Source organism: Rufibacter sp. XAAS-G3-1 (genome assembly GCF_013623775.1).
Classification (GTDB): Bacteria; Bacteroidota; Bacteroidia; order Cytophagales; family Hymenobacteraceae; genus Nibribacter.
Genome location: NZ_JABFAM010000005.1, coordinates 345885 through 359576 on the forward strand (window position 1 = coordinate 345885; position 13692 = coordinate 359576).

Consider the following 13692-nt stretch of genomic DNA (forward strand, 5'->3'; position numbering starts at 1 on the left):
TGTCCCAGCGAAGAACGATTTATTTACTACCATGATGCACGTTCCTGCAGGATTCCATAAATGAAAGACTAAAAAAATAATTTATTTTCTGATGACTCCGCGCAGGGCCGTGCATTAAAGCGCGCTACTGCCCAACTCTACAGCAGTTGCCTGTAGAAAACAGATACGTTTTCCGCAGGGAATAGACACAAGTCCTTCGCCGTTTTGGCGGTAATTTTGTAAAAGAAGCCTATAAACGCGGCAGCCCACAGCAGGGAAGGGCTTTGGTAATAAGAAATAGGCTGCTCCAGTACCACCGCTTACCGGCTACTCCGCTTTCTGCCAGAGCCTTCTGGGGGCGGCCTAATCTCCTGTGGTAAGCCACGTTAAGAGGTGAGTATAGGAGAGATGCCGCTACCTTTGTCTCCTTCTTTGCGTTGAATCATTTCAATTTTACTACTTTTGCGTTTTCAAAAACAGGAATCAGTGGCACTTATAAAATCAATTTCAGGAATAAGAGGTACAATTGGGGGAGCGGTAGGGGAAGCCCTTACCCCGGTAGACGTCGTGAAATTTGCGGCGGCGTTTGGCACCTGGGTGCTGCAAACCACCCAGAACGATACCATTGTCATAGGCCGTGACGCCCGTCTGTCTGGCGAGATGGTTAACAGATTAGTGGCCGCTACGCTACAAGGCCTGGGCATTAACGTCATTGATTTAGGGCTGTCTACCACGCCAACCGTAGAGATGGCGGTGCCCGCCAAGAAAGCCGGCGGCGGAATTATTCTCACCGCCAGCCACAACCCCAAGCAATGGAACGCCCTCAAACTCCTGAACCAGAACGGTGAATTCATCAATGACGCCGAAGGAAAACTGGTGTTGGAGTTAGCCGAGCAGGAGTCTTTCCAGTTTGCCGAGGTGACCAAACTGGGCAAATACACCCAGACTGATAAATTCCTGAAGAAACACATCAAAGCCATTCTTGACCTGCCCCTGGTAGACGTAGAGGCTATCAAATCCAAAGGCTTTAAAGTGGTGGTAGACGCCGTGAACTCCAGCGGAGGGTTTGCCGTGCCCATGTTGCTGGAAGCCCTGGGGGTAGAGCACATTGAGAAAATTCACTGCGACCCCACCGGGCACTTCGCCCATAACCCCGAGCCTCTGCCAGAAAACCTGGGCGAGATAGCCCGGGTAATGGAAAGAGGGAACTTTGACTTAGGCATTGTGGTAGACCCAGACGTTGACCGGCTGGCGTTGGTGAACGAAGACGGCAGCATGTTTGGCGAAGAATACACCCTGGTAGCCGTGGCCGATTACGTGCTCCAGAACCAGGTAGGAAACACGGTCTCCAACCTGTCCTCTACCCGCGCCCTGCGCGATGTCACCGAGAAAGCCGGAGGCCAGTATTTTGCCTCGGCCGTAGGCGAGGTGAACGTAGTGAACATGATGAAAGCCCAGAACGCCATCATTGGCGGTGAAGGCAACGGAGGCATCATCTACCCAGAACTGCATTACGGCCGCGACGCCTTGGTGGGAATCGCGCTGTTTTTGACCCATCTGGCTAAATCTGGCCTGAGAATGTCCCGCCTGCGGGCCAAGTACCCTAACTATCATATCTCTAAGAACAAGATTGAGCTTACCAAAGAGATTGACGTAGACGCCGTACTGGCCAGAGTGCAGAAACAGTACGCCAAACAGCCTATCAATACCATTGATGGCGTGAAAATTGAATTCAACAAAGAGTGGGTGCACCTGCGCAAGTCTAACACAGAGCCCATCATTAGAATTTACGCCGAGTCTGAGAACATCTCTACCGCAGATCACCTGGCCAACAAGATCATCGGCGACATCAAAGAAATCATCTCAGACAAATCTGAGTAGAATTCTCCGTTTAGGGCCTGTTTTACTGGAATCAGGCCCTAAACGGAGACATCTCTGTTAATCACAAGGCAGGTAGAACGTCAAATCTTGTTACGGGATACCTGCTACTTGATACCCAAAATATGAACCGTACCTGTTTCACCTGCTGTTGTTGTAAAAAGTAAAATCTGCCATGCGTGTATATTTAGATAATGCGGCCACTACGCCCCTGGATAAAGAAGTTTTTGACGTAATGGCTCCCTTCATGCTGGAGCACTACGGAAATCCATCGTCTATACACGCCCACGGCAGACAGGTGCGCGCCGCCATTGAAGGTGCCCGCAAAACAGTAGCCGGTTTAATCAATGCTTCGCCCTCTGAAGTGTTCTTTACCTCCGGCGGTACTGAGGCCGATAACCTGGCCCTTATCTGTACCATTCGTACGCTGGGTCTGAAACACGCTATTTCTTCTCCGCTAGAACACCACGCCGTATTGCACTCGCTGGAAGCGCTGGAGAAAACCGGTGAGATACAGTTAACCATGTTGCGCGTTGATGCTAATGGCGTGCTGGATTTGCAGCATCTGGAAGAGACATTGGTCTCCCAGCCCCGCACGTTGGTGTCCATCATGCACGCCAACAATGAGTTGGGCAACCTCAATGACCTCCAAACCATCGCGCATATCTGCCAGAAGTACAACGCCATCTTTCACTCAGACACGGTGCAGACCATGGGCCATTACCGCCATGACGTGCAAACACTAGGCGCGAACTTCCTGGTAGGCTCGGCGCATAAATTCCACGGGCCAAAAGGCGTGGGTTTCATTTATGTAGATTCATCCATTAAAATCCATCCCTTGATTCAAGGCGGCTCGCAGGAGCGCAACATGCGCGGCGGCACCGAAAACGTGTACGGCATCATCGGCTTGGCCAAAGCCCTGGAGATTGCGTACCGCGACATGGACGAGCACCACCGCCACATCCAAAGCCTCAAAGACCGCATGATTTCTAAACTGCGCGAGCAAATAGAAGACGTGCAGTTCAACGGCCTTTCGGCCGAAGCCGATAAAAGCCTCTACACCGTCTTAAATGTGAGCCTGCCGGCCTCAGACATGAACGAGATGCTGCTCTTCAACCTGGACATCAACAAAATATCCGCCTCCGGCGGAAGCGCCTGCACCAGCGGCGTAGACCTGGGTTCCCACGTGCTGCGCGCCATCGGCACAGACATGGAGCGGGGCAACGTGCGGTTCTCGTTCAGCAAGTACAACACCATAGAGGAAATTGATTACGCCGTGGCTACCCTGGCCAAACTGTACCAGAAAGAGACCGTGTAAGCGATTGCTCTACATAGAAAGTGTAGCAACAGGAAGTCTCGCCCATCAAGCGGGGCTTTCTGTTTAGAGGCTCTTTTTGGTAAAACGGCCCCTAAACAGAAACGTAACCTGCGGGTGACTGAAAATCAGCTTATATAGTAGTAGTTTTCTTTGCCCTTGTTGGTGTTCTCACCAACAAGCAGAATTGCCACTGCATTTGGGTTTGTTGGTGAGAACACCAACAAAGGCGGCTTAATTGCTTATTGACCTTTTCTAGATTTATAGTATTAGACAGGTTCTAATTATGATACGTAGCAGCAGAAAGCCCCGCTCATGAAGCGGGGCTTTCTGTTTTGGGGCTGTTTACAGAAAAATAACCTAAAAACGCGGTCTGGTTTGCCGTAACTAGGCTGAATGTGAAGCAGAACCGTAGTAGCTTTGCAGCATCACTTGACAGACATGGCAGACATAGGCAAAGAGGTACAACGCGCCGCCGCATACCTTACCCAAGGCGATTTAGTCGCCATTCCCACCGAGACCGTGTACGGACTGGCCGCCAACGCCTATGACGAGGCCGCCGTGGTGAAAATCTTCGAAGCCAAGAACCGTCCCGCCTTTGACCCGCTCATTGTGCACACCCACGCTGTTACGGAGGTAACCTCCATCGTCCGCGAAGTGCCGGATGTGGCCTATCTGTTGGCTGAGCGTTTCTGGCCCGGCCCGTTAACCTTGATTTTGCCCAAAGCGGAGCATATTCCGTTACTCGTAACCTCGGGGCATGACTCCGTAGGGGTACGCATTCCCAACCATCCGCTTACGTTGGAACTGCTAAGGCAATTGCCTTTTCCGGTGGCTGCGCCCAGCGCCAATCCGTTTGGCTACGTGAGTCCTACCACCGCGCAGCACGTGCAGGCCCAGCTGGGTAGCAGAATTCCGTACATCTTAGACGGCGGGGCCTGCGCCGTGGGCATTGAATCCACTATTCTGAGTTTGAACGGGAACGAGGTAGAGGTGCTTCGGTTAGGCGGACTGGCGTTGGAGGAATTGGAGGAAGTGGTGCAGATTTCCAAAGCGCGTATTAAAACGTCCTCCTCTAATCCCGCCGCACCCGGTATGCTCAGTAGCCATTATTCGCCCCGTAAAAAGGTGCTGCTAGGCTCTATTGAGGAGAATCTACAGTTAGTAGACCCGGCCAGAGTTGGCACCATCTCCCTGCAAAAGAATTTCCCGCAGGTTCCTATTGGGCAGCAAATCCAGCTTTCGACCAGGGGAGACCTCGGCGAAGCCGCCCGGTGCCTGTTTTCCGCCCTCCGTTCCCTGGATGAGCAACCCATTGACTTCATTTTGGCAGAGCCGATGCCGGAGCAAGGCTTGGGTCGCGCCATCAACGACCGTCTGCAGCGGGCCAGCTTCAGAGGATAAGAAGAACTGCGTTTAGCGGCTGTTTTTCAGAAACCGGCCTCTAAACAGCTAATAAGGTTTACCGCATTCTAACGCTGACACGAGCCGGAGGCTCGCGCCAGCGGCTCAACTATTCACAAGCGGTTTCTCTTCTTTTGTTTTAACCTCAATTCTCAAAAAGCAGCCCCAAAACATTAAACAAACAAAAACGCCAGCCTTTTTAAAAGGCTGGCGTTTTCTATTCCAAAGTAAGTTCCGCTTACAGGTTCCGCAACACAAACTCGGTCATTTTGGTGAATAAGTGAATGCTGGTGTTGCCGCCGCTGATGCCGTGGTTCCGGTTAGGGTAGTAGGCGCTCTCAAACGGAATATTGGCTTTCACCAGGGCGTTGACCATCTCCACGGAGTTCTGGAAATGCACGTTGTCGTCGCCGGTGCCGTGGATGAGCAGGTACTTGCCGCGCAGTTTGTTCGCGTGGGTGATAGGGGAGTTGTCATCATATCCTTTGGCGTTGTCCTGCGGCAATTTCAGGAACCGCTCGGTGTAGATGGAGTCGTAGAAACGCCAGTTAATCACCGGTGCCACCGCGATGGCCGCTTTGAACACATCAGCGCCTTTGGTGATCGCCAGCGAGCTCATGTACCCGCCGTAGCTCCAACCCCAGATGCCGATGCGGCTTTTGTCTACGTACGGCAGATTGCCCAGGTGCTTCGCGCCTTCAATCTGGTCGATGGTCTCGTAATGGCCCAGGTTCCCGTAGGTCATTTTCTTGAAATCAGCGCCGCGGCCGCCGGTACCCCGGTTGTCAATTACGGCAATGATGTAGCCTTGCTTGGCGAGGTAGCTGTGCCACAGATAGTTTCGGCCTCTCCAGCTGTCCACTACTTCCTGGCTACCCGGACCACCGTACAGGAACATCAGCACGGGGTATTTCTTGTTTGGGTCAAAATCAGTGGGTTTGATGGTATAGCCGTTCAAACTCACGTTTTCAGCGGTCTTGAACTGGAAGAACTCGGGCTTGGGCATGTTGTACGTCGCCAGCGTGTTCTTCAGGTTCTCGTTGCTCTCCAACACTTTAATCTGCTTCCCGTCTGAGGTGTGCAAACTCACCACCGTAGGCGTGGTGATGGTGGAGTGATAGTCCAGGTAATATTTAAAGTCGCGGCTCAGGTTGATGGTGTGCGTACCTTTGGCGGGGGTAAGACTTTTCTTGTTCTTGCCGTTCAGCCCGATGCGGTACAAATGACGCTCCAACGGAGAAACTTCGGTAGAGGAAAAGTACACCAAGTCGTTTTTCTCGTCTACGCCGTAAAAGCTGCTCACTTCCCATTTGCCCTTCGTGATTTGGCGCACCAGTTTGCCGTTCATGTCATAGAGGTACAGGTGATTGAAACCGTCTTTCTCTGAATTATGCACGAACTGTTTGCCGTTAGCGAGGTAGGTCAAATCATCGGTGATGTCAATGTAGGCTTTGTCGGTTTCTTTCAGGATGACGTTGCTCTGGCCAGTTTGCGTGTTGGCGTGCAGAATCTCCAGCGTGTTCTGCAAACGGTTCATTCTCCGGATGGACAACAGGTTAGGTGTGTTGGTCCAGTTGATGCGCGGGATGTACTGGTCGGCCTCAGCGCCGGTTTCCATTTTCACGGTTTTGCCGGAGCCTAGGTCAAAAGTATAGATGGCCACGGTGGCGTTTTTCTCCCCGGCCTTCGGGTACTTGAACTTGTAGTCTTGCGGATAAAGCGGGCCCCACATCTGCATGTTGTACTCGGGCACTTGCGTTTCATCGAACTTGTAGAACGCAATCTGGTTTCCCTGCGGCGACCAGAAGAACGCCTGCGCGAACCCGAATTCCTCTTCGTACACCCAATCGGTGCCGCCGTTGATGATGAAGTTCCACTTGCCGTCGTTCGTAATCTGGCGCTCCTGCATGGTGGCCAGGTCTACGTAGAACAGGTTGTTGTCCCGCACAAACGCCACGTACTTGTTGTCGGGCGAGAAGGTGGCGTAGCTCTGCTTACCGCCCTGGCTCAGTTTCTGAAGTTGCTTGCTGGCGCGGTCATACACGTAGAAATGGCCCTTGCTGCTGCGGCGGTAAATGGGCTCGTGCTCGGTCTCAAACAAAATTTTGGTTTCATCGGCGCTGAACGTGTAATCATCATAGTCCAATGTTTTGCCGTTTACCTTGATGGCCTCGCCCTCAATGATGGTGCTCACCGGCTGACCGGTGGTCACGTCTACCTGCACGATGTCCACGGCCTGGTTGGCCTGGTCGGCTACCTGGCTGGAGTAGAACTGGCCGTTGCGCATCCAGTTCACGCCGTACACCGAGCGGGCCTGGAACGTGCCTTTCCGGAAAATGTCGTCTAAATCAAAGTCGCGTTTCTGCTGGGCCTGGGTGCTGACCGCCATCAAAAGGCAGGAAGCCGCCACCAGCCAGCGGTTCATGGTATGTCTCATTCGGTTGGTTAGAAAGTTCGTAGCCTTAAAAATAGGTATTTATTGGGAATGAGAGAGGAGAGGATGGAAGGAATGAGAGAATAAAAGAGAATTCTGGAATTGGCTCTTTTGCTGCTTTTAGCCTGTTTTCTGAAAAAGAGCCGCTAAATAGTACATCAGCCGCTATCATTCCATCCTTCACTCTCTCAATCATTCAATTACAACTTGATGCACACATTCTGCGGGTCGGTGAAAAAGCGGAGGGCTTCCCAACCGCCTTCCCGGCCTACGCCGCTTTGTTTGGTGCCCCCGAAGGGCGTGCGCAAATCCCGAAGCAACCAGGTGTTCACCCAGACAATACCGGCTTGCAGTTGATGCGCCACGCGGTGGGCGCGGGTGAGGTCTTGCGTCCAGACGGAGGCGGCGAGGCCGTATTGCGTGTAGTTGGCGTAGGTGAGGGCTTCTTCCTCGGTGTCAAACGGCATCAACGTGACTACCGGCCCGAAGATTTCCTCAGTGTTGGTGCGGCAGGTGTGGGGCAGACCTTCAATAACGGTAGGCTGAAGGAAAAAGCCGTTCGCGCAGCGGCTTTCCAGTTGCACCCGTTCGCCGCCGGTGAGCAGCGTGCCGCCTTCTTCCTGCGCCAGCGCGATGTACTGCTGTACTTTCTGCAAATGCGCTTCTGAAACCAGCGCACCCATGTTGGAGGCAGCTTCCATCGGGTCACCCACCGTCAGGTTTTTGGTTCTTTCCAGAAAAGCAGCCTTGAAACGCTCGTACAGCGGATGCTCCACCAGAATGCGGGAGCCGCAGAGGCAAATCTGCCCCTGGTTTGCGAAGGCGGCCTGCACAGCGGTATTCACGGTGCGCTCGAAATCACAATCAGCGAAGATAACGGTGGCGTTCTTGCCGCCCAGTTCCAGCGACAGTTTCTTGAACATCGGGGCCGCCGTACGGGCGATGGTTTTGCCGGTTTGGGTACCGCCAGTGAAAGAAATAGCCTTGACCTCGGGGTGCTCGCACAGCGGTGCGCCCACTTTGGGGCCGGTGCCGTGCACGATGTTCAACACACCCGCGGGTAACTGGGCCTCTACGCACAGTTCCGCCAGCAGATGGGCAGTGTACGGCGTGATTTCTGAAGGTTTGGCTACCACGCAGTTCCCGGCGGCCAGGGCCGGGGCAATCTTCCAGGTGAACAGGTACAGCGGCAGGTTCCACGGGGAAATACAGGCCACCACGCCCAAGGGTTTGCGCACTGTGTAGTTTACCGCCACGCCTTCCATGGTGTGGGCCTCGGAGGCGAAGTGCTGAATTCCCGTCCCGAAGAAATACAGATTGCTGCTGGCTCTGGGGATATCTACGGTGCGGGAAAGCGAGAGCGGCTTGCCGTTGTCGGTGGTTTCGGCCTCGGCCAACCGCTTCAGGTTCTGGTCTATCAATTCCGAAAGCTTTATCAAATACCTACCCCGTTTCTCCGCCGAAAGCGCCGACCACGCCTGGAAAGCCGCCTGCGCCGCCTCTACCGCCACCTGCACATCTCGCTCATCAGAATCCGGAATCTGGGAGTAGATCTCGCCCGTGGCAGGGTTGATATTGGGCAGATACGCGCCAGAAATTGGAGGTTGGAAAGTGCCGTTGATGTAGTTCTGAAGGTGCAGCATGGAAGGAGGCTAGAGGCTAAATGTAAGTCAAAACGTAGCGGCGTTACCCTGTAACGCCGTGGTTCTCGTGGGCAGGAACGGTTCCATTGAACTATAAAGGGTTTGTAAAATCTAATGCGGCCTGTTTTTGTGGGCAAGGCTTGTCGGGGCTTCGGCCTCGGCGTTACAGGGTAACGCCGCTACAAATTCCCCAATCGTCCGCCATCTACCGGCACGTTGATGCCGTTGATGTAACCGGCGGCAGGAGTAGCTAGAAACGCAGCAGCGGCGGCCACTTCGGCAGGCTCCGCGAACCGGTTGGCTGGGATACCCGCCAGCATCTCTTTCTCAATCTCTTCTCTGCGAAGGCCGGTTTTCTGCATTCTGGTTTCGATGAGCGCATGGTGACGGGCGGTGACGGTAGCCCCGGGCAGCACGTTATTTACTGTAATCCCGAAGGAAGCCAGCTCAAAGGAAAGCGTCTTCGCCCAGTTGGCCACCGCGCCCCTGATGGTGTTGGACACGCCCAAGCCTTTGATGGGTTGCTTCACCGAGGTGGAGATGATGTTGATGATACGTCCGTAGCCCGCGTCCTGCATGTACGGCACCACCGCCTGCACCAGCACATGGTTAGACAACAGGTGCGCCGCGAAAGCGTTCTCAAATTCCTCCAAGGCTGCATCCAGCGCGGGGCCGCCCGCCGGGCCGCCGGTGTTGTTCACCAGAATATGGGCCTCGCCTAGTTTTGCCAGATGGGCCTCTAAACGCTCCTGTACTTCGCGCGGACGGGTGAAATCTGCCACTACGTACTGGTGCTGCTGTCCGGCTTGGGTGGAGAGTTCCTGCAAGGTTTCCCGTAGCCGTTCTTCGTTGCGAGCTACCAAGGTGACGGTAGCACCTAGTTGCGCTAACTCCAGGGCCACCGCTTTCCCGATGCCCTGCGTACTGCCGCAGACCACGGCGTGCTTGTGCTGTAAATTCAAATCCATTGTAAAGAGTGCTGAGTCTTGAGTGCTGAGTTCTGAGTGAGCAAAATAAGGAATAATGCGGTGATCTGCTTCCTGCCTTCCTGTCATCTTGGAAAGATATTGTAGGCAAGTGGTAGTAGCGCTTTGGGTAAACGTTGGTCAAGTTCCCTAACAAGATCCTTTTAGGGTGACAATAAGGGTTCCCTGTCTGTTCACTGCCCTTTATTCTGATGTTTAAGGGCTACTTTTCAGAAATTAGCTTTAAAATGGTGCCTATCTTTTATGCAGGAGGTTTCGTACCTTGGAGCAGTCTCTGGCGGGAGCCAAAGACGCATTCTGTACCCAAACGCTAGTATCATGGCTTTACAACCCGCCTTCAACTTCAAGAAATGGATAGAGGAACACCGGCACCTGCTCAAGCCGCCGGTGGGCAACCAACAGGTGTACAAAGACAACAAAGATTTTATTGTGATGGTGGTGGGCGGCCCCAACTCGCGCAAAGATTACCACCTCAACAACGGCGAGGAATTCTTCTTCCAACTGGAGGGCGACATTGTACTCAAAGTCATTGACAACGGTGAATTCAAAGACATTCACCTCCGCGAAGGCGATATTTTCCTGCTTCCGCCCAACGTGCCGCATTCCCCGCGCCGAGGCCCCAACACCGTAGGCTTGGTGATGGAACGCTACCGCGATGAAAGCGAACTGGACGGTTTCCAGTGGTACTGCGAGAACTGCCACACCAAGCTGTACGAAGAGTTTATTCCGGTCTCAGACATTGTGGGGCAGTTGCCGGTGGTCATGAATGCCTTCTGGGCCTCAGACGAAAAACGAACCTGCTCCAACTGCGGTGAGGTCATGGCGAAGCCGGAGGTGGCACAGTAGTAAAGTGCTGCTGCATTTGTACATCAGTTGGCCGCTATTCTGAGTAAAATACTGAATTGTCTAAAACATCCGTTAAACTGTAAGTAAGAACAAAGTAGTATGACCAGAGAAGTTTTGATACAACGCACCATCGATAATCTTTCTAAGCTGCCTGACCAGAAGCTGAAAGAAGTGTCTGATTTTGCAGAATTCCTATTAAGTAAGTTGGAAGATAGCCTCTTAACAGAAGGAATTCAGAAGTTGGCAATGGATTCCAAAGCATTCCAGTTCTTGGAAGAGGAGGAAGAATTATACACTGAAGCTGATTCAAAAGAAAAGTATACGTGAGGAAAGGAGATATTCTACTGATCCCGTTCCCTTTCACAGATTTAACGGGACAGAAGAACAGGCCTGCCTTGGCCTTGGTCACCACAACTGCAGACATCACAGTAGCTTTTATTCCTTCTCAGATAAAGTGGCAGGAAGAGCACGATTTAAAACTTGGGCCATCTGCTGAAAAACGGCCTTAAAAAGACCTCTTTGGTAAGGCTTAGCAAATTAGCTAACCTTGACAAGGAGTTGGTGATTGGAAAATTAGGCCATCTTCTGGAGGCAGAGATTCAGCAGTTGAATCAAAACTTAATCAAGTTACTCCAACTAGAAAAGTAGAAAAAGCCTCCAAAGCTTACATAAATGCGGGTTCTATCATGAAGGCAAAGTCATGCTTCTGTTTATGAACAGACATGGATAATAGCATCATTAGATACACGCTGTCATTTGTCATCTTTCTTGCACCATTAGCAGGATTGACACTGTGGATCTACATATTCTGTAAAGGCTACCTAGGTTCAAATTTCAAGAGGTTGCTTTTTTTCCTGTTGCTGTGCCTGCTACCGCTTGCCCTACTTATGGATAGTTTATTTTCTGTTTCAAATTAGCCCATGGCCAGAGTTGATTCTTCCTGCGGTCATGTGGTTTATATATCCATTCATGTATCTGTTTGTGCTGGGAGGAGTAGTAATGTTGCTGAGCATATTGGTATTGGGAGGAGCTAAACTGTTTGATAAAAGTAAATCTCACTACTAGGAAACCAAAGGCCCGCCTTCCCCAAAGAAAGCGGGCCTTTGCTATGTTGTACGTTTAAGTGCCGTTTTTTAGAAAACAGGCTTAAAACGCGTTTATTCGTCTTCTGTGTCTTCTTTCATGTTATGGTACACGGCCTGTACGTCATCGTCTTCTTCCAGGCGGTCTAGCAACTTGGCCATGTCTTCCTGCTGCTCCGGCGAAAGTTCCTTCAGAACGGTAGGGTAACGCTGCAACTCAGAGGTTTTTACGTCAATACCGCGTTCTTCCAGGGCTTTCTGCATGGCCCCGAAATCTGGGAAAGAGGTTTGGATGATGATTTCGTTTTCCTCTTCGTCCTTGTCAATGCTCTCCAGCCCGAAGTCAATCAAATCCAGTTCCAGTTCCTCCAGATCCAGGCCTTCGGCGTTCAGGTGGAACACGCCTTTGCGCTCAAAGATAAAGTCGAATTGGCCGGTGCGGCCCAGCTCGCCGCCGGTGCGGTTGAAGTGCATGCGCACGTTGGCCACGGTGCGGTTCACGTTGTCAGTAGCGGTTTCTACCAGCACGGCCACGCCGTGGGGGCCGTAGCCTTCATATACTACCTCAGAGTAATCATTTTCTTCCTTGCCTTGGGCGCGTTTAATGGCGGCTTCCACGCGGTCTTTGGGCATGTTCACCCCTTTGGCGTTCTGGATGCACACGCGCAGACGGGCGTTGGTGTCTGGGTCTGGGCCGCCAGATTTCACAGCCATCACAATCTCTTTCCCTATGCGGGTGAACTGCTTGGACATCATGTCCCAGCGTTTCATCTTCCGGGCTTTCCGGAACTCAAATGCTCTTCCCATTGCGGTTTTCTAAAACGAAGTACAGGCAAATATCGGGAAAAACGGCGGATAGCCCAAGCGGGTTGCTATACATGTTCGGCTAAATAATCTTCCAGCCGCAGGTGGCCTTTGGCCGGGGCCACGCAGTCGGTTTGGGCGACTTCCACAAAGAAGGCGGCTTTCTCATAGAGCGATTGGTTGAGCAGGCGCACCATGGGCAGAAAGGTACGAACCAGCCAGTAAGGCACTCTGGGCACCGGCTTGTTTTTGCCCACCGCCTTGCCCACCAGTTCCGCCAACTGCAGCCGCGAATACGCCACCGGGCCACCCAGTTCTATGGTAGACACCGGAAGGGTGAGGGCCTGCACGCAGGCTTCGGCCACTTCATGCTCGTGAATGGGGTTGGTGATGGCGTCGCCGGGGCCGAAGGAAGCCAGACGCCCTTTGCGGGCCAACGGCAACAGATTCAGGAAAGCCGAGAAAAGAACCGGGGGTTTGATGATGCTATTGGGGATTCCGCTTTTCCGAAGGGCCTTCGTGAAGTCTTCGTGGGCCTTGAAGTACGCCACATTGGGGTGATTCTCTCCGCTGAAAGCCGCCACGTACACAAACTTCTTTACCTGCCCGTAGGCTTGCGCCAGCTTGAGTACATTCAGGTTGCCCTGGTAGTTTACCTCATGGAACGAAGCGCGGCTATCGTCTGAAAGGCTAAGGCTCTTCCCCAACGCCGAGATGATGTAGTCTACCCCTTCCAGCAAAGCGGGCGTAAGCGTTCCGGGTTCAGTGGGGTCACAGACCATGACCTCGTCTACCCACGGGGTAAGCTGCTCTGCTTTGAGGGGAGTGCGGGCGGTGGCCCTTATTCTATAGGATTGCTGTCTAAGCACTTCCAACACCGATGAACCCAGGCTACCGGTGCTTCCTAAAACAAGTACAGTTTCCATAGGCAGGAGAGAAAGGGGGGTAGTCATATTCCTACATTTCCCTAAACTAAGCGTTTTTTACCGATTTTTCAAATAAAGTGCATTCAGATGTGCAAATCTTCAATGGAACGCCTGCTGGGCTGAGGAAGAAGACCTTGGCAGAAATATGATGCTTGCCTTCCTTACTACTGTTTTTGGCCTGTTTCTGGAAAATCTGCTAAAAAACGGCATCCGGCGCAAGAGGTGGTGGCTTCAATCTCTACCAAAAGGGCAGGATTAACCAAGGCGGTCACTTCTACCATGCTGGCCACTGGCCTAATGTCTTTGAATAACTCGCCGTGGGCGCGCCCTGCTTCCTTCCAATGGCTGATGTCGGTTCACCGGTTTCAAGCCTGTTTTTTGAAAACCAGGCGTAA

The 13692-nt window shown here is 52.5% G+C and carries 12 protein-coding genes; 5 read left to right on the top strand and 7 right to left on the bottom strand.

Going from position 1 to position 13692, the window contains the following annotated elements; all coding sequences use genetic code 11:
- Positions 1–465 precede the first annotated feature (465 nt).
- The 3 genes from glmM (at position 466) to HHO50_RS05810 (ending at position 4576) form a co-directional block, all read left to right on the top strand.
- Entirely contained in the window at positions 466–1860 is a 1395-nt protein-coding gene (gene glmM / locus HHO50_RS05800; protein ID WP_181305262.1) for a phosphoglucosamine mutase, read from the top strand.
- Positions 1861–2032: 172 nt separating this feature from the next.
- A complete protein-coding gene (locus HHO50_RS05805; RefSeq protein ID WP_181305049.1) occupies positions 2033–3175 on the top strand; it encodes a cysteine desulfurase family protein in 1143 nt (380 codons plus the stop codon).
- Between the two features lie 438 nt (positions 3176–3613).
- Positions 3614–4576: an L-threonylcarbamoyladenylate synthase gene (locus tag HHO50_RS05810; RefSeq protein WP_181305050.1), complete on the top strand. Its 963-nt coding sequence runs from the start codon at positions 3614–3616 to the stop codon at positions 4574–4576.
- A 238-nt stretch (positions 4577–4814) separates the two neighbouring features.
- Here the strand turns inward: HHO50_RS05810 and HHO50_RS05815 are convergent, their stop codons facing one another.
- The 4 genes from HHO50_RS05815 to HHO50_RS05830 all read right to left on the bottom strand — a co-directional run bounded on the left by HHO50_RS05815 (position 4815) and on the right by HHO50_RS05830 (position 9621).
- On the bottom strand, positions 4815–7013 hold the full coding sequence (locus HHO50_RS05815; protein WP_255478613.1) for a S9 family peptidase: 2199 nt from the start codon (positions 7011–7013) through the stop codon (positions 4815–4817).
- A 25-nt stretch (positions 7014–7038) separates the two neighbouring features.
- Positions 7039–7206, bottom strand: coding sequence for a hypothetical protein (locus tag HHO50_RS05820; protein WP_181305051.1), 168 nt, complete (start codon positions 7204–7206; stop codon positions 7039–7041).
- Positions 7207–7210: 4 nt separating this feature from the next.
- Positions 7211–8653 (bottom strand): aldehyde dehydrogenase, encoded by a 1443-nt coding sequence (locus tag HHO50_RS05825; protein ID WP_181305052.1) that lies wholly within the window; start codon positions 8651–8653, stop codon positions 7211–7213.
- A 179-nt stretch (positions 8654–8832) separates the two neighbouring features.
- Complete coding sequence (locus HHO50_RS05830; protein WP_181305053.1) at positions 8833–9621, bottom strand: SDR family oxidoreductase; 789 nt, start codon at positions 9619–9621, stop codon at positions 8833–8835.
- Positions 9622–9957: 336 nt separating this feature from the next.
- Here HHO50_RS05830 and HHO50_RS05835 point away from each other — a divergent pair, with 336 nt between their 5' ends.
- Positions 9958–10485: a 3-hydroxyanthranilate 3,4-dioxygenase gene (locus HHO50_RS05835; RefSeq protein WP_181305054.1), complete on the top strand. Its 528-nt coding sequence runs from the start codon at positions 9958–9960 to the stop codon at positions 10483–10485.
- Between the two features lie 99 nt (positions 10486–10584).
- Positions 10585–10812 (top strand): hypothetical protein, encoded by a 228-nt coding sequence (locus HHO50_RS05840; protein ID WP_181305055.1) that lies wholly within the window; start codon positions 10585–10587, stop codon positions 10810–10812.
- Positions 10813–11642: 830 nt separating this feature from the next.
- Here the strand turns inward: HHO50_RS05840 and HHO50_RS05850 are convergent.
- From HHO50_RS05850 to HHO50_RS21505, 3 genes are all read right to left on the bottom strand, one after another.
- Positions 11643–12374, bottom strand: coding sequence for a YebC/PmpR family DNA-binding transcriptional regulator (locus tag HHO50_RS05850; protein ID WP_181305056.1), 732 nt, complete (start codon positions 12372–12374; stop codon positions 11643–11645).
- 65 nt (positions 12375–12439) lie between these two features.
- Complete coding sequence (locus HHO50_RS05855; RefSeq protein WP_181305057.1) at positions 12440–13297, bottom strand: SDR family oxidoreductase; 858 nt, start codon at positions 13295–13297, stop codon at positions 12440–12442.
- A gap of 164 nt (positions 13298–13461) precedes the next feature.
- A complete protein-coding gene (locus HHO50_RS21505) occupies positions 13462–13647 on the bottom strand; it encodes a hypothetical protein (protein ID WP_370457532.1) in 186 nt (61 codons plus the stop codon).
- Positions 13648–13692 lie beyond the last annotated feature (45 nt).